The sequence below is a fragment of the Aeromonas sp. JL9 genome (genome assembly GCF_024436075.1).
Taxonomy (GTDB): Bacteria; Pseudomonadota; Gammaproteobacteria; order Enterobacterales; family Aeromonadaceae; genus Aeromonas; species Aeromonas veronii.
Genome location: NZ_JANFNV010000004.1, coordinates 100,315 through 125,961 on the forward strand (window position 1 = coordinate 100,315; position 25,647 = coordinate 125,961).

Sequence of the window (25,647 nt, forward strand, 5' to 3'; positions counted from 1 at the left end):
TCGCTCAGTCAAATGTAGGTAAATTGTTATTTTGCGAGATGCTGGGCTAGCTGGTTGATCATGCTGGCGGTAGCCCCCCAGATAAAGTGCTGTTGCCAGGGGATCCAGTAGATGGTGTGCGCTTTCCCCCCTCTGGAAAGGGTCAGGGGGATGTGGTTGCGCCGATCCAGCAGATGGGTCAGCGGCACTTCGAAGGCGTGATCCACCTCATCCGGACTCAGGATGAGGGGATAGTTGCCATCGAGCAGCCCCAGCACCGGCAGTACCTCGAATCGTGACACCGTATTGAGGGGGTTGAGGGTGCCGATCACTTCAATCAGTTGGGCCGGAATGCCGAGCTCCTCTTCGGTTTCCCGCAGCGCTGTGGCAATGAGGTTTTCGTCGCCGGGATCCTGTCGCCCGCCGGGGAAGCTGATCTGCCCCCCATGATGACGCAGCCGTGGGCTGCGCCGGGTCAATAACACGCTGAGCCCCTCATCGCGCATCACCACCGGGATCAACACCGCAGCCGGACTGAGCCCGCCGATGGCGAGGCGATGGGCCGGGGCGGGTCGCTGCAACTGGAAGCGGGTCAGCAGTTCGTGGCGATCCATGGCGGGGAGCTCTCCTGTGCGTTGGCCTGACAGTGGGGAGGGTTACAGCGCCGACAGCGGCGGCAGGATGCGGGCGACCTTGTCATAGGTCTCCTGATATTCGCTGTCGGCGTCGGAGTCGGCGATGATGCCGCCACCGGCCCAGCAGTGCAGGCGACCCGCTTCGGCGATCAGGGTACGAATGCAGATGCTGGTGTCCATCCGACCATGCTGGCTGAGATAGCCGATGCTGCCGCAATAGGCGTTGCGACGCTGGGGTTCCAGCTCTTCGATGATCTCCATGGCGCGGATCTTGGGTGCGCCGGTGATGGAGCCGCCCGGGAAACAGGCCCGCAGCAGATCGACCCCTTGCCAGCGTGCATCCAGCTCACCGTGGATGGTGGAGACCAGATGATGTACCGCCGGAAACGACTCCACCGCAAAGAGATGAGGCACGCTGACCGAGCCAGGCCGGCTGACCCGACCTATATCGTTGCGCAGCAGATCAACGATCATCAGATTCTCTGATCTGTCCTTGTCGGCCTGCGCCAGCTCCCGCGCGACTTGCCGATCGGTGGCCGGATCAGGGTGGCGAGGGCGAGTGCCTTTGATGGGTTTGGTTTCGATATGACGGCCATCAAGCAGCAGGAACCGCTCGGGGGAGAGGCTCAGCAGCGCGCTCTCCGGCAGGCGGATAAAGGCTGAGAAGGGGGCCTTGTTGGCGGTGGCCAGCAGGCAATAGGCCTGCCACTCATCCCCCTGATAGGGGGCGCTGAAACGCTGGGTCAGGTTGATCTGGTAGCAATCCCCCGCGGCAAGGTATTCCTGAATGCGGGCAAACTTTTCGCCATACTCGGCGCGGCTCATATTGCTCTGCCACGACCCCTGCAAGGCAAAAGCGGGGGCCGGTTTGGCCTGTTGTTGCTCAAGCCAGGCCAGCCGGTTGGCCAGTCCCGCTTCATCCCCCCAGTGCGCCAGTTGCCAGTCGCCGGTCGCCACATTGCGCAGCAGCGCCCAGTCGTAGATGCCCACCGCCATGTCTGGCACCGCGATATCGGCGGCGGCCTGCACCGGCAGTCGCTCGAAGCGACGGCCCAGATCATAGCCAAACAGGCCGAGGGCGCCACCAATAAAGGGCAGGTGAGTGGCGCACAGTTCCAGCTCCCCCAGCAACTGTTGCTGGGTATGGGCCAGCAGGGCGAGGGGATCTTCGCTGTGATCGCTGATATTCACCCCGACACGCAGAGTGGTCACCTCGCCGCGGGTTTCGAGGGTCGCCAGCGGATCGGCAGTGATGATATCAAAGCCGTTATCGGCGCCGAGTGGCCCCGCCGATTCCAGCAACATGGCCCACGGCTGATGTTGCAGGCGGGCAAAAAGCTGATGGAGTTCAGCACTATGGTCTAGATGATGGATATGAAGTGTTGGCGTCATTTTATGTTACACAGGCAACAGTTTGGTTCCCGAACCCTAGTCGGTGCTGGTGGGCAAGCGTATCATAGGTGTCGGTGACTTAAGAAAAAACTGCCGTGTCGTTCGTTTTTTGCTGGTTGATAGTTTTTAGCCAGCACGTCAGCACGGCCCATCATATGGAAGCCCTTGCCCTGCTCCGTGGCAGAGACAAGGACCAGTGAGGATGATATGAGCATTATAAAAAAACAGGATTTCATCGATTCTATCGCAGATGCCCTCCAGTACATCTCCTATTACCACCCGTTGGATTTTGTTCAGGCTGCCAAAGCGGCGTATGACCGTGAGGCCAACCCGGCCGCCAAAGATGCGCTGGCCCAGATCCTGATCAACTCCCGCATGTCCGCCGAAGGTCATCGTCCGCTCTGCCAGGACACCGGCATCGTGACCTGTTTCGTCAAGATTGGCATGCAAGTCCAGTGGGACAGCGACATGACAGTGCAGGAGATGGTGGACGAAGGGACCCGTCGTGCCTACACCAATCCTGACAACCCGCTGCGCGCCTCCGTGCTGGCCGATCCGGCCGGCAGTCGCAAAAACACCAAAGACAACGCCCCTGCCGTGGTCCATATCGACATGATCCCCGGCAACAAGGTGGAAGTGAGCATCGCGGCCAAAGGCGGCGGCTCCGAGAACAAATCCAAGATGGTGATGCTCAACCCTTCTGACGATATCGTCGAGTGGGTGCTGAAAACCGTGCCGACCATGGGCGCAGGCTGGTGCCCGCCCGGCATGCTGGGCATCGGCATCGGCGGTACCGCCGAGAAAGCGGCGGTGCTGGCCAAAGAGGCCCTGATGGAGCACATCGACATTCAGGAGCTCATCGCCCGTGGCCCGCAAACCACCGAAGAGAAGCTGCGGGTCGAGCTCTACGACAAGGTCAACAAGCTGGGGATCGGTGCCCAGGGTCTGGGCGGCCTCACTACCGTGCTGGATGTGAAGGTGAAATCTGCGCCGACTCATGCCGCCTCCAAGCCGGTGGTGATGATCCCCAACTGCGCCGCCACCCGTCACGTTCACTTCGAGCTGGATGGCTCAGGGCCCGCCGAGCTGACCCCGCCGAAACTGAGCGACTGGCCGGAGATCACCCGTGAAGCGGGTGGCAACGTGCGCCGCGTCAACGTCGATGGCATCACCAAGGCCGAACTGGCCAGCTGGAAGAGCGGTGATACCGTGCTGCTCTCCGGCAAGATCCTCACCGGTCGCGACGCCGCCCACAAGCGTATCGCCGACATGCTGAAAAATGGCGAAGGGCTGCCTGAAGGGGTCGATTTCACCAACCGCTTCATCTATTACGTTGGCCCGGTTGATGCGGTGCGCGACGAAGTGGTTGGCCCGGCTGGCCCCACCACCTCCACCCGGATGGACAAGTTCACCGACATGATGCTGGGTGAAACCGGCCTGATCGGCATGATCGGCAAATCCGAACGCGGCCCGAAAACCGTCGAGAGCATTAAGCAGCACAAGGCCGTCTATCTGATGGCGGTGGGCGGCGCCGCCTATCTGGTTGCCAAGGCTATCAAGAAGGCGCGCGTGGTGGCCTTTGCCGATCTCGGTATGGAAGCGATCTACGAGTTTGAAGTGGAAGATATGCCGGTGACTGTTGCGGTCGACTCCGAAGGCAACAATATCCACGAAACCGGCCCGGCCTACTGGTCTGCCAAGATTGCCGAGTTGGACGGCAAACTCTCCTCCTGAGTGACCGTTTCCGCTGCCGGTTAACGATATCGGCCATGTAAACAAGGCGCGTCCATCCGGATGCGCCTTTTTGCTTTGGTTGGTCTGTGATGGGCTCCAGTTGGCCGTTTGCGGCAAGCGGGCATAAAAAAGGATGGAGTGACGCCATCCTTTTTCCGTTGTGCTTGTGCTCTGGCAGTAGACAGCAGAGCAATCGCGCTTGGCTTAGGCCTTTTTCAGGTAGGCGGCCACCAGTACGATCTGCACGCCGTTTACCTTGCCTTCGATATGGAGCGGGTTGTTGGTCAGACGGATGCCCTTGACCAGGGTGCCGCGCTTGGCGGTGAAACCGGCGCCTTTCACGTCCAGATCCTTGATCAGGGTGACGGAGTCGCCCTCTTGCAGCACGGCGCCGTTGGAGTCAACGGTCGGTACGCTGTCGTCATCTTCGTCAGCAATACCAGCTTCAGCCCAGGCCTTGGCTTCGTCTTCCATGTACATCATGTCCAGCAGATCCTGAGCCCATACTTCACCCTTACCGGAGAGTGCTTTCAGCTGGCGCCATGCCATCACCTGCACCGCAGGCACCTGGCTCCACATGCTGTCACTCAGGCAACGCCAGTGGTTGACCACCAGGGTATCCGGTTGTTCCAGCTGACCACGGCAGGTATCACAGATAGCAACGCTGTGATCATCGTCGCTGGCGGGGGAGTGAGGCACCACGAAGGCGGTCAGCGCCTGCTCGGCGCTGCACAGTTCACACTTGGCGCCCGCGCGCGCTTGCAGAATGGCGTTGATGGTCATGTTGTTGGTCCCATAGCTAGTGTAAAGCGACCCGCGTTGGACGGGGCGCGTGAAAGAGGGGGCGGAATATAGCATAAAACCCCGCACTTTGTCAGGTCTGCCCTAGGTCACAGGGTTGGTGGTGTGGTTGTGCGGCGCAGATCGCCAAGTATTGAGAGTGCAATTTGAAGCGGGATCGCTAGAATGAGCCTCCTTTTTGACTGCAAGGCAGGGGCATTCGTGCTGGCTCAACGTTTTCAACAACTGGATCGACTGCTCACCCGCTACCGACGCTGGTGGCAATATCAGCCATATCATCATTTGACCATGGCCTTTGCCGATGAGGCGCCCGAACTGGCGGCGTTGCTCAATGGGCTGACGCTCGGCCAGTTGGCAGAGCTCGATGCGGATATGGATGCCCTCAGCAGTCTGCTTGCCCCCTGGATTGCCGAGGGCGCCGAGCTGCAGCAACTTAGCCAGCTTGCCCCGTTTACCCCGGAGCCCATCACCTGCAGCAAGGAGATGGCGCTGCATATGCCGGGGCGCAAGCAGGCTCAGATCGAGTCGTTCACCGCCTGTCTGCCTGCCCATCAGGGCCCCTATCTGGAGTGGTGTGCCGGTAAGGGCCACCTTGGGCGGCTGGTATCACTTCATCGACAGGCTCCGACCCTCAGTCTGGAGTTGCAAGAGCAGCTTTGTGACGAAGGTCGGCTGCTGGCCGAGCGAGATGGCGCCAATATGACCTTTACCTGCGCCGATGCCTTTGCCCCCGAATCGGCGGCGCTGATTGCCCCCGAATATCACGCCATGGCACTCCATGCCTGCGGCGAGCTTCACACCCATCTGCTGGAGCGGGTGGCCGAGCGCGGTGCCCGCGGCGTGACCATCTCTCCCTGTTGTTACCACCTGATCCGCACCAGCCACTATCGCCCGCTGTCAGCCGCGGCCAACGCCAGCGAGCTGGTGTTGAGCAAGGCGGATCTGAAGTTGCCGCTACAGGAGACGGTCACCGGCGGTGCGCGGATTGCCCGCTTGCGTGAGCAGGAAGTGGTGTGGCGTCTCGGGTTTGACTGCCTGCAGCGTCAGGTGCGTGACATAGATGAGTATCTGCCGGTGCCCAATATGCAAAAGAGCCTGCTGACCGGCACCTTCGAGGCATTCTGCGTTTGGGCTGCAGAGCGCAAAGGGATTGTGCTGCCCGCTGGGCTGGACTACCCCGCCTGGTTGGAACACGGGGAGCGCCGCTTTGGTGATGTCGCCCGCATGGAGCTGGTGCGTCATTTGTTTCGCCGTCCCCTCGAGATCTGGCTGGCGCTGGATCGCGTGCTCTTTTTGCAAGAGCAGGGCTATCGGGTCGAAGTGGGGGAGTTTTGTGCCAAACCGATGACCCCGCGCAATATCCTGATCCGTGCCGTGCGTGCCTGACATCCGGCTATTTTGAGCATTTTTCTTGAACATTGATGATGGCTGACAGCTTGAGCCTGTCAGCCATTTTTTTTATCACGAACAATGAAGGGATAGTAGGTCACCTGGCCGTCTCAACTGTTCTAAAAATGGGCGACAGATCACGCCGTGGCGTTTTCGTTTGGGTTCTTTTTCTTTGTTTCAGTTGTACTGAGTATCACAAGGTGAAATGGCTCACAAATTCTGCTTATTTCTTAATTCTCATCGTGAATTTAGTTGTTGAAACACCTACTCTTGGAACGTATTAATTCAAACAAGGACGATAAACATGTTCAAACCCAAGCGTTGTGCCTGGCTAATCGCTGCCGCCTGCGCATTGCCAAGCTATGCCGCAATGAGTGCAGCCATGAATATTCAACCCGATCCGCAAAATGCGGGAGGATATGTGATTGCGGCCCCGGATCTGGCTGCCATGGAAAAAGCCAAGACGGCCAACCCCATGTATGCAATATGGGCTAAGGCATTGGCCACCCGGTCCAATAAAATTGTTGATGCCATTGAACCGGGTCTGGCAAGCAATCCTGACAACGTAAAACGGGTCGAACGGGTATTTCCCCAATCTGAATGGGAATATTTAACCCAGATGGCAGCGCCGGAATATACTTATGTCCGCTTCTTGCGAGCCATCGGTAAATTCCCTGCGTTCTGTGGCGAATATACTGACGGTCGCAATTCTGATGCGATCTGTAAAAAATCCATCGTGACCGCCTTTGCCCACTTTTCACAGGAGACCGGCGGCCATATTGCCAAGGAGAACGTCTCCGATAACCCGCTGGGGCTGGAGGAGTGGCAACAGGCGCTGGTGCATGTGCGGGAGATGGGCTGGTCAGAGGGACAGACCGGTTATACCACCGGCTGTGGCCAGAACGACTGGCAGAACAAGAAGTGGCCCTGCAGTACCGGACAAGGTTACTTTGGCCGCGGCGCCAAGCAGCTTTCTTACCACTTCAACTACGGCGCCTTCTCCGAGGCGATGTTTGATGGCGATGCCTCCGTGCTGCTCAACAACCCGGGGCTGGTAGCGGACTCCTGGCTCAACCTCGCTTCTGCCATCTGGTTCTTCCTCACCCCTCAGGCCCCGAAACCGGCCATGTTGCACGTGATTGATCGCACCTGGGTTCCATCCAAACGGGAAGCTGACGCCGGTATCGGCTACGGCTTTGGTACCACCATCAACGTCATCAACGGCGGCATCGAGTGTGGCGAGCAGAACAAGGACAAGGGGCAGCCGGTCAACCGTATTCGCTACTGGGAAGGGCTGGCCAACCACTACCAGATCCCGATCAAGACGGATGAGAAGAACACCTGCTGGCAGCAGACTCCCTATGGCAGCCTCAATCTTAACGGCGCTACCGACGTGCTCTACACAAACTGGGATGGCAACTGGAAATATTATCCGGATCGCCCGGGCGGTTACTCCTTCGAGTGCGAGCTGGTGGGCTTCCAGACAGCTTATTCCGCACTGGTTCCGGGTGATTACGAGAAATGCGTGACCAACTTCTACGGCTCCCACGCCAACTGGCCGAAAGTGCGGATCGTCGCCAAGCTCGAGCCCGCCCCGGTCGATCCGGTTGACCCGCCGGTTGATGGTCAGCCTGCCTGGGAGGCCAGCAAGGTCTATACCGCTGGCAGCAAGGTGAGCTACAAGGGAGCCGTCTATCAGGCCAAATGGTGGACCCAGGGGGATGATCCCGCCAAAGGTGGCCCCTGGGCGTTGGTGACGACCCAATAAAGAGACAGTCCATCCATTGATAAGGAGAGGGGGCTTAGCCCCCTTTTAATATATTTTTTGAGCTGGGGGATAATATGTGGCAGAGATTAAAAAGAGATCCATCTCTCTGGAGGGGTAGCTGTATTTTTTGGCCAACGTTTATTTCCCGCTTAAAGTGATGTAAACAGCCCACATCAAATTTATTGATGGCTGGATTTAATGTTTTAACCTTGCTGCTAAGCAATATTAAAAAGCGTTGAGTGATGTTTTGCTAAACGATGGGTTCGCAGAGCACACCCATGACGCTATCCTTCTCTTATCTATGATGAGGGTGTTTATTCTTCCCATCTATCAATTCATGGTATCACCTTGGTGACTTTTATTTCACAGAGAGAAAAATGAACATATTGGATGTAAAAGTCATGTGTATCTATTCGTTTACGGATGAGAGTATGTAGTTCGGCGGATGTTTTTTATTGCGAGCGAGGTAATCTTGCTCGATTTAAAATAATAGTTAAGGTGCGCAGATGAATGGGGATTGTCGTCTCGTTATCCGAATGGGAAGTCGTATGCGGTTTAATCACTAAGCAGATAGCAGGAAAGAGGAGTGCACAATGGAACTGGTGGTGATCCGCCATGGCGAGACGCAAGCCAATGCGGAAGGGCGTTATCAGGGCGCGCTGGATATCGGACTTAACGACGATGGCGTGCGTCAGATATCCCGGCTGGCTGAGAAGGTGGCTGTGGCACAGCAGCCGTTTGATCGGCTGCTGGCATCTCCCCTGCTGCGAACAAGGGAGAGCGCTGCCATCTTGTCTCGTCAGCTGGGATTGCCTGTGGAGCTTGTACCAGCCTTTCGTGAGCGGGATGTCGGCCTGTTTGAAGGGCTGACACAGGTAGAGGCGAGAACACGCTATCCCGAACTGTGGGCGCGCAATATCACCCGGCGCTGGGCTGAAGCTCCTCCCGGTGGTGAGACCATTGATGAGGTGATTGCCCGTGTCTCGCAGGGACTCACGGAACTTGCTTCGACCATGCAAGAGGAGCGGATACTGCTGGTGGCGCATGGAGTGGTCGCTAAGGTGATCCGCGCCGTAACGATTGCCGGATTTGATGACTTCTTCGAGTGGCAATTGCCCAACAGCGGCATGCTGTCGGTGAGGCTCTCTCTGGCTGATGGTGGCCCACTGCGCTTTAGCCGTCCCCTTGATGGTTGTGATTGAAAAGTGCACCAAAAGCATGACGAGAAAAAGCGCTACCGAAGAGAGTCGCGCTGTCTTTTGTATTCGTTGCGGTTGGTTATCTCTGCAGGCAAAGGTTAGCAGTGTCACCAGAGGGCAGGGGCGTGCGCCATCAGGTCGGCTCCGGCTCCTCTTTGCGGCAGCAGTTGCGCCCCTGTTTCTTGGCCAAATAGAGGGCGGTGTCGGCTCGTCTAACCATCTTCTCTACAGTGTCATGGTTGCCCTTGCTGGCGCTGATCCCGATACTGATGGTGAGGGAGATTTCAAGAGCCCCGTCCAGTGCATGGTGCTGGGATTCGATGGCTAGCCTGATCCGCTCAGCGCTGGCCCAGGCGAGCTCGAGAGAGGTTTCCGGCAGCAGCACGATAAACTCTTCGCCACCCCAGCGACCCAGCATGTCCACCTCCCGCAGCTGTTTGCTGATCCGTTTCACCAGACTCAGGATCGCCAGATCTCCCTGCTGATGGCCAAAGGTATCGTTGACTTCCTTGAAGTGGTCGATATCGATCAGCAGCAGGCTCATGGTATGGCCGAAACGCTGGCAGCGCTGCATCTCGGCGTTGACCAGCTCGTTGAAGCGGCGCCGGTTGGCAATGCCGGTCAGGGGATCCGTGGTGGCGGCGACCTTCAACTCCTCCACCAGTCGGGCTCGCTCAGAGATATCCCGCAAGATGGCGGTCATCTCGGTGGTCGGGCCCAGATTGATCTTGGCGATGGTCACCTCCAGCGGAAATTCGCTGCCGTCTCGGCGCAGACCCATCACCGAGGCGCGGGCATGCATCGGGCGCGAATTGATGGGGGAGCTGCTGAAGGCTTTGAAATAGGTTTCGTGATTGGCGCGAAAACGCTGTGGAAGCAGGGTTTCCAGCCGCTTGCCGAGATAACTCTCGTCGATCCCGAACATCTCGCAGGCGGCGGTATTGATAAGCTCGATGCGTGACTCGCTGCTGACACTGATGATGCCGTCATAGGCGGAGTTGACCACCGCTTCGAAGCGACGGCGGCTGGTGGTGAGCGCCTCTTCCAGCTGCATCCTGGCTGTGATGTCGATGGCGGTGACGATGATCCGGTTGATCCGTGCCTGCTCGGGGATGATGGGGGAGAGAATAAAGCGCCACCAACTGGTGCGCGAGAGGCTGTCGATGGGCAGCTCGCTCTCGAGCCCGGTCTGCATGCGCACACATTCGTGCATTGGCGGCTCGATGGTATTGGTGATGTAGCGGGGAAACATCTCGCTCAGCTGTTTGCCAATGCTGCCAAGGACATCCAGCTCGAACGCCTTGGCAAAAGTATCGTTGGCAGAGACCAGCACAAAGTGATCATCCTTGTCGAGGCTGAACACCGCCACGGCAGCGCCGATGGCGTCGAGAGATGACTTTATGTCGGCATGGGAACCCTGTGTAAACATGCGACCTCCACGGCGAATAACATATTGATATTCAGTATAGTGTGGTCGTTTGGCTAACTACTCTTCGATATCCAGCAACACCAGAATGGCGCTGTCGCCACCCCATTCGCGGGGGGCCTGATGGAAGGCGCGCACATTGGGGTGCTGGGCCAGCCAACTGGGAATGCGCTGTTTGAGAATATGTTTGCCGATGCCGTGCATCACCGAGGCGACGTGAATGTTCTCTTTCTGGCAGAGGGTGAGCAGGGCGGCCAGCTCCTGTTTTGCCTGCTGCTGATTCATGCCGTGCAGATCCAGGTAGATCTCCGGCGGATAAATGCCCCGCTTGAGCTTTTTCAGCTCAAATTTTGACACATCTTCCCGCACGTAACGGGTCGGCCCATCATCGTCGAGATGGGGCTGATACTCATCGCTGAAATAGTGGTCAACCCCAAGCTTTTCGCGGGTTTCGCGCAATTCGCGTTTCTGCTTGACCGGGCGTAACTCGGCCCTTATGGTATCTTGCTTGATTTTCCGGGTACCTTTTATCGCATCGCGGAACAGCAGGGTTTCCTCGTCTGTCGGTGAGGGCGTTTTTTTCATCAGATGCTCATGTATTAGGTATGCGTCTTGCCCGCAACGTAAACGGGGCTCGGGCCGGATATTACTCGACTTGGAGGTGGATTTGGACAAGATATTTATCGATGAGGTGGTTGCCGAGATGCACACCATCCAGGACATGTTGCGTTGGGCCATGAGTCGTTTCAACGACGCCGGGATTTTTTACGGTCATGGAACCGACAACGCCTGGGATGAAGCTGTGCAGCTGGTACTGCCCGCGTTACATCTGCCACCGGATGTAGACCCGGCCATGCGCCACTCCCGTCTCACCAGCAGCGAGCGTCACCGTATCGCCGAGCTGATTATCCGCCGCGTACAGGAGCGGGTACCGGCCGCCTACCTGACCAACAAGGCCTGGTATGCCGGTTGGGAGTTCTACGTGGACGAGCGGGTGCTCATTCCCCGTTCCCCCATTGCTGAGATGGTGGCCAACCGTTTCGCGCCCTTCCTCAAACATGAACCGACCCGGATCATGGACTTGTGCACCGGCTCCGGTTGCATCGCCATCATCATGGCCCACGAGTTCCCGGAAGCGGAAGTGGATGCCATCGACATCAGCATCGATGCGCTGAACGTGGCCGAGCGCAACATCAACGATCACGGGCTGGAGCAGCAGGTCATTCCGATCCGCTCCGATCTGTTCCGCGATCTGCCGGCGGGCGACAAGTACGATCTCATCGTCTCCAACCCGCCCTATGTGGACTCCGAAGATATGTCGGATCTGCCGGACGAGTTCCGTCACGAGCCCGAGCTGGCGCTGGCGTCCGGCTCCGATGGTCTCAAGCTGACCAAACGTCTGCTGGCCCATGCGGCAGATTTCCTCAAGGATAACGGCGTCCTGGTGGTCGAAGTGGGCAACAGCATGATCCATCTGGAAGCCCAGTTCCCCGAGATCCCCTTTACCTGGGTTGAATTCGAAAACGGCGGTCACGGCGTCTTTGTAATGACCCGTGACGAGCTGGTGCAGTATCAGGATCATTTCGCCATCTACAAGAACTAAGCAGGAGCGCGCATGGCAGGGAACAGTTTTGGTCAACTCTTTCGGGTCACCACCTTTGGCGAGAGTCACGGCCTGGCGCTGGGCGCCGTGGTCGATGGTTGCCCGCCGGGGCTGGAGATCAGTGAGGCGGATCTGCAGGGGGATCTGGATCGGCGCAAGCCCGGTACCTCCCGCTACACCACGCCGCGCCGTGAGCCGGATGAGGTGAAGATCCTCTCCGGGGTGTTCGAGGGCAAGACCACCGGCACTTCCATCGGGCTCTTGATCGAGAACACCGATCAGCGTTCCAAGGACTACTCCGATATCAAGGATCTGTTCCGGCCGGGTCACGCTGACTACACCTACCACCAAAAGTATGGTCAGCGCGACTATCGTGGCGGTGGTCGCTCTTCTGCCCGCGAAACCGCGATGCGGGTGGCGGCGGGTGCCATTGCCAAGAAGTACCTCAAACAGGTGCACGGCATCGAGATCACCGGTTTCCTCTCCCAGCTCGGCCCCATCAAGGCCGAGGCGTTTGACGCGGCGCAGATTGAGCAGAACCCTTTCTTCTTTCCCGATGCGGGCAAGCTGGAAGAACTGGATCAATACATGCGTGACCTGAAAAAAGAGGGCAACAGTATCGGTGCCAAGGTGCAGGTCATTGCGCGCAATGTGCCGGTGGGCCTGGGTGAGCCGGTGTTTGATCGTCTCGACGCCGATATCGCCCACGCCATGATGGGCATCAATGCGGTGAAAGGGGTGGAGATCGGCGATGGCTTTGCGGTAGTGGAGCAAAAAGGCTCCGAGCATCGTGACGAGATGACTCCGGCGGGCTTTGCCAGCAACCATGCGGGCGGCATTCTGGGTGGGATCTCGTCAGGTCAGGATATAGTGGTAAGCATGGCGCTCAAGCCTACCTCCAGCATCACTGTGCCGGGCAAGACCATCAATACCGAAGGCGAGGCCATCGAGATGATCACCAAGGGGCGCCACGATCCTTGTGTCGGCATTCGCGCCGTGCCTATTGCCGAGGCCATGCTGGCACTGGTGTTGATGGATCACCTGCTGCGCCATCGTGCCCAGAATCAAGGGGTGTTGACCCATACCCCGCAGCTGCGCTGATCGCTATTGCTGCTCATCGACTGATCGCTCCCTGTTCGGGGAACAAGTTCGACAATACCAAAAAGGCGACCTTCGGGTCGCCTTTGCTGTTTCAGGTGGCGGCTTATCCCGTCAATGCTTGCGGAGGGTGCGGGTCAGCAGATCTGCGGCGCCCGGATCGGCATTGAGGCGACACCTGGGGGGCGAGAACTTGTTGTGGGGTTTGGGCAAGGCATGAATGGCCTCGTTGACTTTGAGGATCTGTTCTTCGCTCACGCTGTTTTTGGCAAACATCAGGCTGACCGGCTGGTGGTGCAGCAATAACTGGCAGCTGATAAACCCTTCGGCCTCCAGCTGGGCCAGCCGGTAGCGGGCATATTGCCACTCCATGATGATGCCATCGAGGCGGCGGGCCAGCAGCAGATCGATCATCCGCTCATCGGCGTTGTATTCGGTCGCCATTTTAAGCGCCGGGCAGCTATCCATCTGATGCATGGGGCGGGTGCCGCGCAACTTGCCTATCTTGAGCCCCTTCTCGTTGCACAGCGCGGGCAGATTATCGAGCTGCGCCCAGCGATCCTGATGGCCGGGAATCGGGTCATTGCTCAGCAGCACATAGGCACTCTGGCGGTAGGGGGTCGAGAAGCGGGCATAGCTCTGGCGCTCCGGCAGAGGGAGGGCGGCCATCGCCACATCCAGCTGATCGTGTTCTACCAGATGCAGTGCCCGCGCCCAGGGAAGTTCGCGAAACTTGGGGGCAAAGCCCGCCTGGGTGAGGATCTGGCGCGTCAGGCTGACATCCAGCCCATCCAGCTCACCCCGGTTGTTGATTTGGCTGAAGGGGGGCCAGTGACTCCAGGCCACGGTCAGGGTCTGACTGGCCTGCAGCATAGGGCTTAGCAGCAGAAGCAGCAGGCCAATCCTTGCCTGCCAGCTGCCGCGGGGGCGATATGGCGTGGTCATAGCTAAACCTCGTTATTGTGTTCTTTTATCCCGTGCGTTTGCCCCGCGAGTCATGCCTGCGAGGGCAGATATTGTGTTGCCAGTTAATAGTGTGGTGCGTGCGACATCAATCAACGGGATTATTCGGGGGGCAGGAGGGGGATTTTCTCTTCGTGCTGCGAGGAGCATCACATTTTTCTCGTTTATCCCGGGCAACTCCGTTAGACTGCGCCTCTATTCTTTCCCCTTTGCTCTGCTCCCCGGGGAAATCGTTGTTTTCTCAATAGGCCCAGATCTTGTGAGATGGCATCGGCTCAGCAGAGGAGCCCCACCACAAATCCTCGGCGCCCCTATCTCTAGCAGGTAATTATGAGTTTTACTTCCCTCGGTCTGGCCGAACCCTTGTTGCGTGCCGTTGCCGAACAAGGCTACGACACCCCGTCTCCCATTCAGCAACAAGCGATCCCCGCCGTTCTGGCTGGCCGCGATCTGATGGCGGCGGCCCAAACAGGGACCGGCAAGACCGCAGGCTTTACCCTGCCGATGCTGCAACGTCTGATGGAGAGCAAGCGCAAGGTTTCTCCGAACCGCATTCGTGCGCTGGTGCTGACCCCGACTCGCGAGCTGGCCGCCCAGGTGGGCGAGAGCGTGCGTAACTACGGCAAACACCTGCCGATGCGCAGCCACGTGGTCTTCGGCGGCGTCAGCATCAATCCGCAGATGATGGCGACTCGCCGTGGTCTGGACGTGCTGGTGGCCTGTCCTGGCCGCCTGATGGATCTCTACAACCAGAACGCCGTCAAGTTCGACGAAGTGGAGATCCTGGTACTGGACGAAGCGGATCGCATGCTCGACATGGGCTTTATCCGCGACATTCGCCGCATCCTGGCTCTGATGCCGAAGAAGCGTCAGAACCTGCTCTTCTCCGCGACTTTCGCCGACGAGATCCGCGAACTGGCCACCGGTCTGCTGGATAACCCGGCGGTGATCGAAGTGGCCCCGCGCAACAGCACCGCCGAGCGTATCGAGCAGCTGGTGCACCCGTGCGACAAGGCCAACAAGATCGCGTTGCTGAGTCATCTGGTCACCAGCAACAACTGGCAGCAGGTACTGGTGTTCACCCGTACCAAGCACATGGCCAACCGCGTTGCCGAAACCCTTGACAAGCACGGCGTCAGCGCCGCCGCCATCCACGGCAACAAGAGCCAGGGTGCCCGTACTCGTGCGCTGGCCGGCTTCAAGGATGGTAGCGTCAAGGTGCTGGTGGCGACCGACATCGCCGCCCGTGGTCTGGACATCGACAAGCTGCCGCAAGTGGTCAACTTCGAGCTGCCCAACGTGGCAGAAGATTACGTGCACCGTATCGGTCGTACCGGCCGTGCCGGTGCTGCCGGTCACGCCATCTCGCTGGTGGCGGCCGACGAAGGGAAGCTTATCAAGGCGATCGAGCGTCTGACCAAGCAGAACATCCCCTGCGAGCAGGTGCCCGGCTTCGAAGCGTCCCGCGAGACTCTCGACAACATCGCCCGTGGTATCGGCGCGCCGCTGCGCAAAGAGCCCCGTGATCCGAGCGAGCAACGCCGTGCGCCGCGTCCGCAAGGTCAAGGCCAGCGTCAGGGTGCCGCTCGCTCCGGCAACAACGGTGGCAACGCAGGCGCTAACCGCTCCGGCAACGGCGGCAAGCCCAAGCCCCAGGGTGGTCAACGTCCGGCTGATGGCGCCGCCAAGCCGGCTCAGGCCCGTCGTCCCCGTCGCGCCAGCCATAACCAGTAAGGGCAAGGAGAGCCACTCTCCCACCCTGATCGGTTAAACGAAAAGCCCTGCCATATTGGCAGGGCTTTTCTATTTCTGCTTCTGCGGCTCCGCGTTTGGCTGACCTGCTCTGGTCAGGAGAGCAGGGCGGTGATCAGGAGACAGGCCGCACTCAGCAAAATGACGGTGAAGGTCAGCCCCATCCCCACTACCCGATAACGGAAGTTCTCCGGCGTGCGGCTCATGCCAAAGGCGTGGCAGAGTCGGCCAAGCAGCAAGGCAATCCCCAGCAAATGAACCAGCCAGGGGGCATGGCTGCCGGTTTCAACGAAATAGACCAGCAGCAGGGCGAGGGGAACATACTCGGCAAAGTTGGCGTGCACCCGCATGGCCCGCAGCATGGCGGGATCATCGCCATGGCCGAGCGCCACTTTCTGACGGTGACGGGTGCGAATGGTGCGCACGCTGAGCAGGACAAAGAGCAGGGCAAGCAGGGCCGCATAGATGGGCAGTATGGTCATGGTGTAGGGCTCCCTGATGGATAAGCATGGATCTGTTGTGCGCTCAATGGCTTGCCCTTGAGGGTAGCAGTAAAGAGGGCTCGGCCATGGCGTCCTGATCGCCCTTGCCGGATAAAAAAGCCCCGCCAGTCTGGCAGGGCTTGTTGTCTGGTTTTAGGTGGCGAGCAGTGTCAGCTGCACTTCGCCAGTCAGGCGCCGTAGGGGAGAGAGGAGTGGTGCAGCACGATGCGTACCTTGCCATCATCCCCCTTCTTGAAACCCCAGCTCTTGTCGACCGTGGTCTCCTTGTTGTCGCGATCCACCAGATGCACCTTACCCATGGTCAGCGCCATGTTGCCGTTGATATAGACGGCGGCATTGTCATAGCGGTAGCTCTGCCAGTTTTTCAGAGCAAAGCCGCTGTCTGCCGGATAGGCGCTGTTGTTGCCGACAAAATAGGCCAGCGCCCCCTCGCGGGTGGTGCGAAAGGTCTGCTCGCCACCGGCGAGGGTGGGTTTGAACAGCACCGGCCCCTGCTGGTAGCCGTAAGCGCTGTCGAGTACCGCCTCGGCGGTGGCTTTGGCGCGCTCAATGCCGCCGGCCCGATAGTCATCGCTGATCTTGATGAGCGCCGCGCCCCAGGCATCCTGCGCCGCCTTGATGTCGGCCTCGGTGATATTGTTGTTGGTGATTTCGGCCGCGCTGAGGGCGCCGCTGGCTGCCAGCAGGACAAGGGCAAGGGAACTCTTCGTGAGATGCAACATCATTGTTTTCAAACTCCTGAAAGCGATAAACGAGGGGGCAGTGTAGCGAGCGGGCATGAATGGGTTTTGAACTGTTCGTTCAGGTTTTGGTGGCAAAAAAGATTGTATAAAACACGGTTCTTGGCGGTTTGTTCGGTGGTGCCCTGATCAGCGGACGGGGGTCAGCAGGGCCGAGAAGTAGCGCTCCTGCATTTGCTGCCAGCGGCCGCTCGCTATCAGCTGCTGCTGGGATTGGACAAGGGCGGCAATATCGGCCTGGCGGCTCTTGTTGAGGTAGAGATAGACCTCGATATCGGAGACCCGTTTCCATGGCGCGGCAAGGGGGGATTGATTGGTGGGCAGCAGCCGGATCACCCAGTCGGTTCTGCCGCGCTGGAGCAGGGCGAGACCCTGCTTCTCATCGTTGAACCAGACGATGCGCCGACTGTCGAGATAGCGGTTGCACCACTGAATACCGCGCAGGCAGCCAACCCGCTCCTGACTGGCGGGGGGCCAGCTGGCGTCCTGCTTGCTCTGGGCATAGATGGTGATTTCACCAATCGCCGTACCGACCGGGAGCATCTGCGGGTGGGTCTGCTCAAAGCCCTTGATCCGGGCGATATCGCCATCGATGGTGCTATCGGAGTCAACCAGTTTGCGGCAGCGGGCGAGGGTGCAGGGGATAAAGGTGAAATCGACTTTGGCCTTGCCAAACCACTCCTCATAGAAGGGGCGCAGCAGGGGGATATATTCCACGGGCGCCGCCAGCGACAGGGTCGCGCCCTGGGCAATCGGGTTCAGACAGCACAGCAGAAACCAGCCAGCCCACTTCATACCTTGCTCCCCACTCCATTGCGTATGGAAAAAGCGTAGCTGAAACGTCCTTTATCCCTCTTGTGCGAGGAGGGAATGGGCAGAATCATGGCAGCGTTGATAGCACAAAGCCCCGCCAATCAGATTGGCGGGGCTTTGTTATTTGGGGCATTCAGTATCGGGGATTACAGCGCGGGCAGCAGTCCCATGCTGACGCTGATCTGGACGCCGACGATCAGCACACCCATGGCACCGGCCACTCCCAGCGCCACCACGCCACCCGGGGCGCGGTAGTGGTGGGCGGGGGTCTGCTTGCGGCTCTGCCACACCAGCGCCACCGGCAGCAGTACCGCGAGGATGGCCAGCGCAATGGCGGCGTAGCCGAGGGCCATGATAAAGCCCTGCGGGAAGTAGAGGGCAAACAGCAGCGGCGGCACAAAGGTGATAAGGCCGGTCTGGCTGCGGCCCTGCCAGTTGTCCTTGCGGCGGGTCACCTTGGCCATAAAGTCGAACAGCCCCAGCGTCACCCCGAGGAAGGAGGTGGCGAGCGCCAGATCGGCAAACAGGTGCATCGCCTGATTAAATGCGGGCCAGCTCACCAGCTTGCCGACGCTGGCGAGCAGGCTGTCGAGCGCGCCGCCATTGGCCAGCAGGGAGGATTGGCCGAGCAGCCCCAGAATGGCCACCTGCCACAGCACGTAGAGGATCAGCGGCAGGGCGGAGCCCCAGACAAAGACCCGGCGCAGTTGCTTGGGGCAATCGCCGAGGTAGAGCATCACGCTCGGGATCGAACCGTGAAAGCCGAACGAGGTGAAGATCACCGGCAGGCCCGCCAGCAGCAGCCCTTCCCCGAGCGGCATGGCGAGCAGGTGTTCGCCCTGGGCGCGCGGCAGCAGCAGCGCCAGCACGCCCACCATGATCACCAGCTTGACGGTGAACATCAGCCGGTTGAGGTAATCCACCGAGCGGGTGCCGACACAAACCATGCCGCCAAACAGCAGGGTAAAGGCCCAGGCGGCCTGCTCCTGGCTCAGGGTGATGCCGGCATCGGCCAGCGCCTGTGCCAGCAGGCTGCTGCCACCGCTGATGTAGGCGGAGGCGAGGGCGTAGAACAGCATCAGGATGCAGAAGGAGGCGATGCGCTTGCCCCAGGGGCCGAGCAGGTGATCCGCCAGCTGGTGCAGGTACCACTTGCCGGTATTGAGGCTGGCTTCCACCTGCAGCATGGCGGTAAAGGCCATCAGGGCCCACAGGCCAATCATCAGCAGCAGGGTGGCGGGGCCGCCGAGGGAAGAGGAGGCCAGCGGCAGGGCCAGCATACCGGCGCCTATGGTGGTGCCGGCAATCAACAGGGTACAACCCAGAGTCTTGGTGTTCATGTTATCCATCCGAAAGTGAGCGGAGATGTTGCAAACAAGAGAGAGCCAGTTGGCTGTGTCGGGAGGCGCCTCCGGGGGAAAAGCCGGAGGCTAGCAATATCGGCGTAGAAACATCTGTACCTGAAACCTGTCGGTTGTAAAAGATGGTTGCCACGTTAACGGATTGAAATAGCGGAGACAACCCCTAAAAAGCGGATCTTGTGCTGTTGAAGGCATTTAAGTGGAAATAAAAAATGACACTCAGCGCTATGCGCCGAAAAAATGTGCGCCTTGAGGGGGCGATGCCAATCCGCTTGAACCGGCCCTCGGGATCGGAGGGGGTTGCTACAGGCGTCTGGAAGGGGCGACAGAGGGCAAAAGGGGGCGCTAGCGGCCCGGATGGTTCGGCATAAGTAAAAATAGGGTCATATTTCCAAAAGCCATAAATTCAATTTATAGCGAGCCGATGGGCCGATAAACGGGCCCTGAGCAGGGGTTGCAAGCCCTGTCGGCCGGTTGGCCGATCTTCTGCTGATCAAACAGACGCGTGCAAAGATGGGCGTTGAGAAAAGAAGTCGTACAGGCTGTCAGTTCTGGCTGCCCATGCTGGCAGTTTGTGCCGGCAGCCTGTGCGGTTGTGGGTGGTTGTTGCTGGCGGCTTAGCGACGGCGCTTGAGGGTGCGGCTTACATAGTGCAGCCCGCTCTGGTAGTCGCCGTTCACCGCCTTGAGCGCCAGCTCCAGCGCCTGGCTCGCCAGGGCATCGTGCTGCTGGGGCAGGGAGTTGATGCCAAAGGGGAGGAAGTCGAGCAGCCGATCGTCGCCGAAGGTGGCCATGGCAAGCTGGCTCATATCGATCTCTTGTTCCAACAGGTAGTCGAGTACCCCTTCCATCAGGATATAGGAGGTAGTGATCAGCGCCTCGGGCAGCTGACCCAACTGCTGGTGCAGATCCTTGATCAGGCGATACCCCTCAAGGCGGGAGAAGTGATCCCCCTCGCACAGGTGGCGAGCCGCACTGTGACTGGCGACCGCCTGTTCGAAACCGGCTTTGCGCTCCTGGCTGATCGTGAGTGCTGGCAGCGCGGTGATCAAGGCGATATGGCGCAAGGTAGGGGTGAGCAGGGAACTGGTGAGATCGAAGCTCGCCTTCTCGTTTTCACTGGCGACGGTGACGAACTGGTCGGCGGCCATGGCACGGTCGATGGCGAGGATCTGGCTGCCTTGTGCCTGCAATTTGCCGTAGAAGGGGTCGTCTGGCGGCAGGCAACTGGCTACCAGCAGGGCGTCCACATGGCGGCTCACCAGCATCTGAGCCAACTCTTTTTCGGTGGCGGGATCATCTTCCGAGCAGACGATAAGCAGCTGATAACCCTGCGCCCGCGCCCCCTGTTCCAGCCGCTTGGCCAGCTTAGCGTAACTGGCGTTTTCAAGATCGGGCAGGATAAAGCCGAGGGTCTTGGTCTGGCCGCCACGCAGGGAGGCGGCGCGGCTGTCCGGCTGGTAGTTATGGGCGGTGACCACCGCCATCACCTTGTCACGGGTAGCCTGGCTGATGCGGTATTGGTCGGCCTTGCCATTGATCACATAACTTGCCGTGGTGCGCGAGACACCGGCGAGGGCGGCGATTTCATCCAGTTTCATCATATTGGCTCTGTTTGAGTTGCAAGGCCCACGGTCACTGCCGGGTGAGGGCACCGAAAAGTGTGCGCGGGATCATATCATTGAAAAGCACTCTTTGTGGGTACTTGATCAATTCGCTGAAACGATTCAGTCTGAGTGTAAGTGAAACGATTCAGCCTGTCAGCAACGAAGAGACCCAGTGGCCTGAAAATCAGGCACCGATCACAGACAACCGCGAACGGGTCTATTGTCAGCTGGCGAGTTACTCGAATGTTCAATTGTGATCTACCGGCACGGCCGGAACCTGATGGAGAGTCTCTATGTTGAAGTTGGCGCGAGAGCAGATCTTGCTGGGGCAGACGGCGGTGACCAAGTCGGACGCCATTGCCCTGCTGGCAGGCAAACTGACCGAAGCCGGTCTGGTGGAAGCGGGCTATGTGGATGGGATGCTGGCCCGCGAGGCGCAACATGCCACCTATCTTGGCAGCGGCATCGCCATTCCTCACGGCACCACCGACACCCGCCATCTGGTGAAGAGCACCGGCGTCATGGTGGCCCAGTTCCCTCACGGTATCGAGTGGGATGAGGGGCAGATTGCCTACGTCGCCATCGGGATTGCCGCCAAGTCCGACGAGCATCTGGGCATTTTGCGCCAGCTCACCCATGTGCTGGGTGACGAGCAGGCGGCCGCGCAATTGAAAGAGGCCACCGATGCCGACACCATCATCAACATTCTGACCGGTGTTACAGCCGCCAAAGAGGTGCAATACCTGACCCTGGCTGACTTCCCGGCCGATGATCGCGACCAGCTGCTGCTGGGCGCCGCTGCCCGCGCCAAATCCGCCGGTTGGGGCGATGCCGCCATGGTGACGGCGCTGCTGGCAAGCGATCCCGCCTATCTGGGTGAGGGCGTCTGGCTCGCTCGAGCACAAGCGGCCCAGACCGGCTGGGTGTTGGCAACGCCTAGCACTGCACTGAACGCTGGGGAGCTGCCGGTCAACGCCATGCTGCTGCTGTGTGCCGCAGATAGCGGCCATCTGCCGCAACTGGAGAATCTGGCCAAACTGGCGGCCGCTGGTCAGCTGGCGACGCTGGCGGGCGGCGAGGGGCTGGCCATGTTGCAGGCGGGCCCCGCGAGCGGTCTTTCCGAAACCTTCACCATCATCAACCCCCACGGCCTGCACGCTCGTCCCGGTGCCATGCTGGTCAAGGTGGCCAAAGAGTTTGAATCAGATATCCGGGTTGCAAATCTGGATGGCAGCGGCGAGGCGGTCTCCGCCAAGAGCCTGATGAAGGTGATCGGCCTTGGGGTCAAGTGCGGTCACCGTCTGGCATTTCGCGCCGAAGGGGCGGATGCCGAAGCGGCCCTCAAGGGGATCGGTGAGGCGATCGCCGCCGGTCTCGGCGAGGGGGCGCATTGATGAAGATTGTCACCATTACTCTCAACCCCGCCCTGGATCTCACCACTCGTCTCGAGGCGATGAGCCTTGGCGAGGTCAATCTGGTGAGCGAGGCCAACCTGCGTGCGGCGGGCAAGGGGATCAACGTCGCCATGGTGCTCAAGGACTTGGGCCGCGAGGTGGGCGTCAGCGGCTGGCTGGGCGCAGACAATGAACAGAGTTTTGTCTCCCTGTTTGCCGAGCGTGCGCTGGATGATCACTTTGTCCGTGTCGCGGGCAGCACCCGCATCAACGTCAAGATCTCCGAGCAATCCGGTCGGGTCACCGATCTCAACTTGCCGGGGCTCACCATCGAGCAAGGGGAGGTGAGCGCGCTGGAGCAGGCCATCGACGAGTTGGCTCCGCATGCTGAGTGGTTCGTGCTGGCGGGCAGCCTGCCCAAAGGGGTAGCCCCCGATTATTGCGCCCATCTGATCCGCCTGCTCAAGGCCAAGGGCAAGCAGGTGATCTTCGATTGCAGCGGCGCGGCCTTAAGCGAAGGGATCAAGGGGGCGCCGACCCTGGTCAAACCCAATCTGGAGGAGCTCGGCCAGTGGGCGGGTCGCCCCGTCAAGACTCTGGGCGAGCAGGCCGAGTGTGCCCGCGCGCTGCAGGCAAGCGGCATCCCCAACGTGGTGATCTCCAACGGCGCCGATGGCCTGATCTGGTTTGCACCGGATGCCGTCTGGCAGGCGATTCCGCCGCGCATGCAGGTGGTCAGCACCGTGGGTGCCGGCGATTCCCTGGTGGCTGGTCTCGCCCATGGTCTGAGCCTTGGCTGGACGCCGGAGCAGACCCTGCGGCTGGCCACCGCCGTCTCGGCCTTGGCGGTCAGTCAGGTCGCGGTCGGCTTTGACGATATCAATGTGCTCAACCCCTTACTTGAACAGGTGCGCGTAGAGTGTCTGGATGCGCTGGCACCGGTTCAATGCCATACCCCCTCAATGGAAAACTCAGGAGATGCCCAATGAAAGCAATCTTGGTTACGGCTTGCCCGGCGGGCATTGCCACCAGCTTTCTCGCTGCAAAACGGATAGAACAGCAGGCCAAACTGGCTGGCTGGGAGCTCACCCTCGACGTCGGCTCCAGTGTGCAACCGCGCCAGATCCCCTCAAAAGAGCAGATTGCCGCGGCCGACCTGGTGCTGGTTGTCGCCAGTGCTCCGGTGGATCTCGCTGCCTATGATGGCAAGCAGGTCTATCAGGGCAGCATGGATCTCGCCCTACAGGATCCGGCCGCCTTGCTGGAGGCAGCCGCCAGCGGCGCCAGTGTCTATCGTCATCAAGCCGCCTCCGCCGTTGCCAATGCTGCCGCCAAACCGGCCGCCGCTGGCAAGCGCATCGTCGCAGTTACCGCATGCCCGACCGGTGTGGCCCACACCTTTATGTCGGCAGAAGCGCTGGAGACCATGGCCAAGCAGCTGGGTCATCAGATCCGCGTCGAGACCCAAGGCTCGGTCGGTGCCCAGAATGCCCTGACTGCCGAAGAGATTGCATCTGCCGATCTGGTGTTCCTCGCCACCGATATCGAAGTGGACATGGCCCGTTTCGATGGCAAGCAGGTCTATCGCACCAGCACGGGCGCTGCGCTCAAGAAAACCCGTGCCGAGCTCGACAAGGCGTGGAACGAGGCAAAACTGTATCGCCACAGTGGCGGCAGCCAGCCCAAGAAAGAAGAGAAGGCTGGCCCCTACAAGCACCTGCTGACCGGGGTCTCCTTTATGCTGCCGATGGTGGTGGCGGGCGGCCTTATCATCGCGCTCTCGTTCGTGTTTGGTATCGAGGCGTTCAAGGTGGAAGGCACCCTGGCCGCGGCTCTGATGAAGATCGGTGGCGGCTCTGCCTTTGCCCTGATGATCCCGGTGCTGGCCGGTTACATTGCCTACTCTATCGCTGACCGCCCGGGTCTCGCCCCCGGCATGATCGGCGGTATGCTGGCAAGCTCGCTGGGCGCCGGTTTCCTTGGCGGCATCGTGGCCGGTTTCCTGGCCGGTTACAGCGCCAAGTACCTGAGCGACAAGGTGCGTCTGCCGGTGACCCTGGAAGCGCTCAAGCCGATCCTGATCATTCCGCTCTTTGCCAGCCTGTTTACCGGTCTGGTGATGATCTACGTCGTCGGTGGCCCGGTGGCCGGTATCATGAATGCCATGACCACCTTCCTCAACAACATGGGCTCTGCCAACGCGGTGCTGCTGGGTGTCATCATCGGCGCCATGATGTGCTTTGACATGGGGGGCCCGGTCAACAAGGCGGCCTACGCCTTCGGTGTCGGCCTGCTGGCCTCCAAAACCTACGCCCCCATGGCTGCCGTGATGGCCGCTGGTATGGTGCCGGCACTGGGGATGGGGATCGCCACCTTCCTGGCTCGCACCAAGTTCATCAAGGCGGAGCAGGAAGCGGGCAAAGCCTCCTTCGTGCTGGGTCTGTGCTTTATCTCCGAGGGTGCCATTCCGTTTGCGGCCAAGGATCCGATGCGCGTCATCCCGGCCTGCATGGTCGGCGGCGCCCTGACCGGTGCGCTCTCCATGCTGTTCGGCTGCGAGCTGATGGCCCCCCACGGCGGTCTGTTTGTGCTCTTCATCCCGCACGCTATCAGCAACGTCATGATGTATATTGTGGCGATTGCGGCAGGCTCGCTGCTGACCGGTGTCTCCTACGCCATGCTCAAACGCGGCGAAGAGCAGGCCAAGCTGGCCACCGCATAAGCCTTGCCCCCCGGCAACACGTCATAACCAAGAGCGGCCTGCGGGCCGCTTTTTTATTGCCGGATAAAGGGAAGAATTCAAGCGCTGTTTTGCTTGTGGTTAATGGATTAACCCTCTAGCGTGAGGTGCCTGGGGCGCACCTGCGCCCGCCGATAACCCGATACCCAGGAGCAGATGATGATACCCATGATCCCCCCCATGCTCGATTTTGCGACCGGCAAGCTCGGTGGCGCAGAACTGGTTGAGAAGAGCACTACCCTGGCTGACTTGCAGGGGCTTTTTGCCGACCCGCACGCCGAGGCCGCGCTCTCGCCCGATACCCGGCTCTATCGGGTCGCCATGCTACCCGGCAATGGTGGCGAGGGGGATCTCAACATGGGAGTCACCTATCTGGAGGCTGGCCGGGTCGGCCAAGAATTTTTCATGACCCTCGGTCATATCCATGCTCGCGCCGAGCAGGCCGAATACTACTTCGGGTTGTGCGGAAGGGGGCTATTGCTGTTGCAGGATATGGCCGGTGTTTGCCGGTTGGAGCAGGTCTTTGCCGGCAGCATTCACCATATCCCTGGCCACGTAGCCCATCGACTCGTCAACACCGGTGAAACGCAGCTCTCGGCGCTGGCGGTCTGGCCTGCCATTGCCGGTCATGATTACCGGCTGATGGCAGAGCGGGGGTTTGGCCTGCGGGTGGTCGCAGGGAAGGAAGGGGAACCTTGTGTTGTGAGCAGCGAGGTGAGTGTCTCAATCACCTAACCATCAGCCTGCATG

22 protein-coding genes are annotated in these 25,647 nt (G+C 59.8%); 11 read left to right on the forward strand and 11 right to left on the reverse strand.

Annotated features, from left to right (window positions below):
• Window positions 1–26: 26 nt before the first annotated feature.
• Complete coding sequence (locus NOM06_RS05025; protein WP_047440268.1) at window positions 27–593, reverse strand: CoA pyrophosphatase; 567 nt, start codon at window positions 591–593, stop codon at window positions 27–29.
• Between the two features lie 42 nt (window positions 594–635).
• Window positions 636–1,919 (reverse strand): aminodeoxychorismate synthase component I, encoded by a 1,284-nt coding sequence (gene pabB, locus NOM06_RS05030; protein WP_255910145.1) that lies wholly within the window; start codon window positions 1,917–1,919, stop codon window positions 636–638.
• A gap of 294 nt (window positions 1,920–2,213) precedes the next feature.
• Here pabB and NOM06_RS05035 point away from each other — a divergent pair, with 294 nt between their 5' ends.
• Window positions 2,214–3,740, forward strand: coding sequence for a fumarate hydratase (locus tag NOM06_RS05035; RefSeq protein WP_005351759.1), 1,527 nt, complete (start codon window positions 2,214–2,216; stop codon window positions 3,738–3,740).
• A 204-nt stretch (window positions 3,741–3,944) separates the two neighbouring features.
• On the opposite strand, the gene NOM06_RS05040 is transcribed toward NOM06_RS05035, so the two are convergent.
• On the reverse strand, window positions 3,945–4,523 hold the full coding sequence (locus tag NOM06_RS05040) for an alkylphosphonate utilization protein (protein ID WP_005333203.1): 579 nt from the start codon (window positions 4,521–4,523) through the stop codon (window positions 3,945–3,947).
• Between the two features lie 183 nt (window positions 4,524–4,706).
• Between NOM06_RS05040 and NOM06_RS05045 the strand changes: the two genes are divergently transcribed.
• The 3 genes from NOM06_RS05045 to NOM06_RS05055 all read left to right on the forward strand — a co-directional run bounded on the left by NOM06_RS05045 (window position 4,707) and on the right by NOM06_RS05055 (window position 8,900).
• On the forward strand, window positions 4,707–5,927 hold the full coding sequence (locus NOM06_RS05045; RefSeq protein ID WP_255910147.1) for a methyltransferase: 1,221 nt from the start codon (window positions 4,707–4,709) through the stop codon (window positions 5,925–5,927).
• 307 nt (window positions 5,928–6,234) lie between these two features.
• Complete coding sequence (locus tag NOM06_RS05050; RefSeq protein ID WP_255910156.1) at window positions 6,235–7,698, forward strand: chitinase; 1,464 nt, start codon at window positions 6,235–6,237, stop codon at window positions 7,696–7,698.
• Between the two features lie 593 nt (window positions 7,699–8,291).
• Window positions 8,292–8,900, forward strand: coding sequence for a histidine phosphatase family protein (locus NOM06_RS05055; protein ID WP_255910158.1), 609 nt, complete (start codon window positions 8,292–8,294; stop codon window positions 8,898–8,900).
• A gap of 130 nt (window positions 8,901–9,030) precedes the next feature.
• On the opposite strand, the gene NOM06_RS05060 is transcribed toward NOM06_RS05055, so the two are convergent.
• Together NOM06_RS05060 and smrB are read right to left on the reverse strand one after the other, a co-directional pair.
• Window positions 9,031–10,326, reverse strand: a complete 1,296-nt coding sequence (locus tag NOM06_RS05060) for a diguanylate cyclase (RefSeq protein ID WP_236290101.1) — start codon at window positions 10,324–10,326, stop codon at window positions 9,031–9,033.
• A gap of 57 nt (window positions 10,327–10,383) precedes the next feature.
• Window positions 10,384–10,908, reverse strand: coding sequence for an endonuclease SmrB (smrB, locus tag NOM06_RS05065; RefSeq protein WP_005333198.1), 525 nt, complete (start codon window positions 10,906–10,908; stop codon window positions 10,384–10,386).
• A gap of 82 nt (window positions 10,909–10,990) precedes the next feature.
• On the opposite strand from smrB, the gene prmB reads away from it, so the two are divergent.
• Complete coding sequence (gene prmB / locus NOM06_RS05070) at window positions 10,991–11,926, forward strand: 50S ribosomal protein L3 N(5)-glutamine methyltransferase (RefSeq protein WP_005360393.1); 936 nt, start codon at window positions 10,991–10,993, stop codon at window positions 11,924–11,926.
• A 12-nt stretch (window positions 11,927–11,938) separates the two neighbouring features.
• Window positions 11,939–13,027, forward strand: coding sequence for a chorismate synthase (gene aroC / locus NOM06_RS05075; protein ID WP_021230156.1), 1,089 nt, complete (start codon window positions 11,939–11,941; stop codon window positions 13,025–13,027).
• Between the two features lie 111 nt (window positions 13,028–13,138).
• Here the strand turns inward: aroC and NOM06_RS05080 are convergent, their stop codons facing one another.
• Window positions 13,139–13,969, reverse strand: coding sequence for an ABC transporter substrate-binding protein (locus NOM06_RS05080; RefSeq protein ID WP_255910160.1), 831 nt, complete (start codon window positions 13,967–13,969; stop codon window positions 13,139–13,141).
• A 348-nt stretch (window positions 13,970–14,317) separates the two neighbouring features.
• Between NOM06_RS05080 and NOM06_RS05085 the strand changes: the two genes are divergently transcribed.
• The gene (locus tag NOM06_RS05085) at window positions 14,318–15,721 is read left to right on the forward strand and encodes a DEAD/DEAH box helicase (protein WP_255910162.1); all 1,404 of its coding nucleotides are present in this window, start codon (window positions 14,318–14,320) and stop codon (window positions 15,719–15,721) included.
• A gap of 113 nt (window positions 15,722–15,834) precedes the next feature.
• Here NOM06_RS05085 and NOM06_RS05090 read toward each other — a convergent pair whose 3' ends face one another.
• The 5 genes from NOM06_RS05090 to cra form a co-directional block, all read right to left on the reverse strand.
• Window positions 15,835–16,221: an MAPEG family protein gene (locus NOM06_RS05090; protein WP_255910164.1), complete on the reverse strand. Its 387-nt coding sequence runs from the start codon at window positions 16,219–16,221 to the stop codon at window positions 15,835–15,837.
• Between the two features lie 188 nt (window positions 16,222–16,409).
• Window positions 16,410–16,967 carry a hypothetical protein gene (locus NOM06_RS05095; RefSeq protein WP_041207857.1) on the reverse strand — a complete coding sequence of 186 codons (558 nt, stop codon included), beginning with the start codon at window positions 16,965–16,967 and terminating at the stop codon, window positions 16,410–16,412.
• Between the two features lie 144 nt (window positions 16,968–17,111).
• The gene (locus NOM06_RS05100; protein WP_201959335.1) at window positions 17,112–17,777 is read right to left on the reverse strand and encodes a hypothetical protein; all 666 of its coding nucleotides are present in this window, start codon (window positions 17,775–17,777) and stop codon (window positions 17,112–17,114) included.
• 164 nt (window positions 17,778–17,941) lie between these two features.
• The gene (locus NOM06_RS05105; protein WP_209298502.1) at window positions 17,942–19,135 is read right to left on the reverse strand and encodes an aromatic amino acid transport family protein; all 1,194 of its coding nucleotides are present in this window, start codon (window positions 19,133–19,135) and stop codon (window positions 17,942–17,944) included.
• 638 nt (window positions 19,136–19,773) lie between these two features.
• Complete coding sequence (gene cra / locus NOM06_RS05110; RefSeq protein ID WP_255910166.1) at window positions 19,774–20,760, reverse strand: catabolite repressor/activator; 987 nt, start codon at window positions 20,758–20,760, stop codon at window positions 19,774–19,776.
• 296 nt (window positions 20,761–21,056) lie between these two features.
• Between cra and fruB the strand changes: the two genes are divergently transcribed.
• The 4 genes from fruB (at window position 21,057) to NOM06_RS05130 (ending at window position 25,632) form a co-directional block, all read left to right on the forward strand.
• Window positions 21,057–22,157, forward strand: a complete 1,101-nt coding sequence (gene fruB / locus NOM06_RS05115) for a fused PTS fructose transporter subunit IIA/HPr protein (RefSeq protein ID WP_255910168.1) — start codon at window positions 21,057–21,059, stop codon at window positions 22,155–22,157.
• Window positions 22,157–23,146, forward strand: coding sequence for a 1-phosphofructokinase (gene pfkB / locus NOM06_RS05120; RefSeq protein ID WP_255910170.1), 990 nt, complete (start codon window positions 22,157–22,159; stop codon window positions 23,144–23,146). The genes fruB and pfkB overlap by 1 nt, the downstream gene beginning before the upstream one ends.
• Window positions 23,143–24,879 carry a PTS fructose transporter subunit IIBC gene (fruA, locus tag NOM06_RS05125; RefSeq protein WP_255910172.1) on the forward strand — a complete coding sequence of 579 codons (1,737 nt, stop codon included), beginning with the start codon at window positions 23,143–23,145 and terminating at the stop codon, window positions 24,877–24,879. The genes pfkB and fruA overlap by 4 nt, the downstream gene beginning before the upstream one ends.
• Before the next feature lie 174 nt (window positions 24,880–25,053).
• Complete coding sequence (locus NOM06_RS05130; RefSeq protein ID WP_255910182.1) at window positions 25,054–25,632, forward strand: glucose-6-phosphate isomerase family protein; 579 nt, start codon at window positions 25,054–25,056, stop codon at window positions 25,630–25,632.
• Window positions 25,633–25,647: the final 15 nt, after the last annotated feature.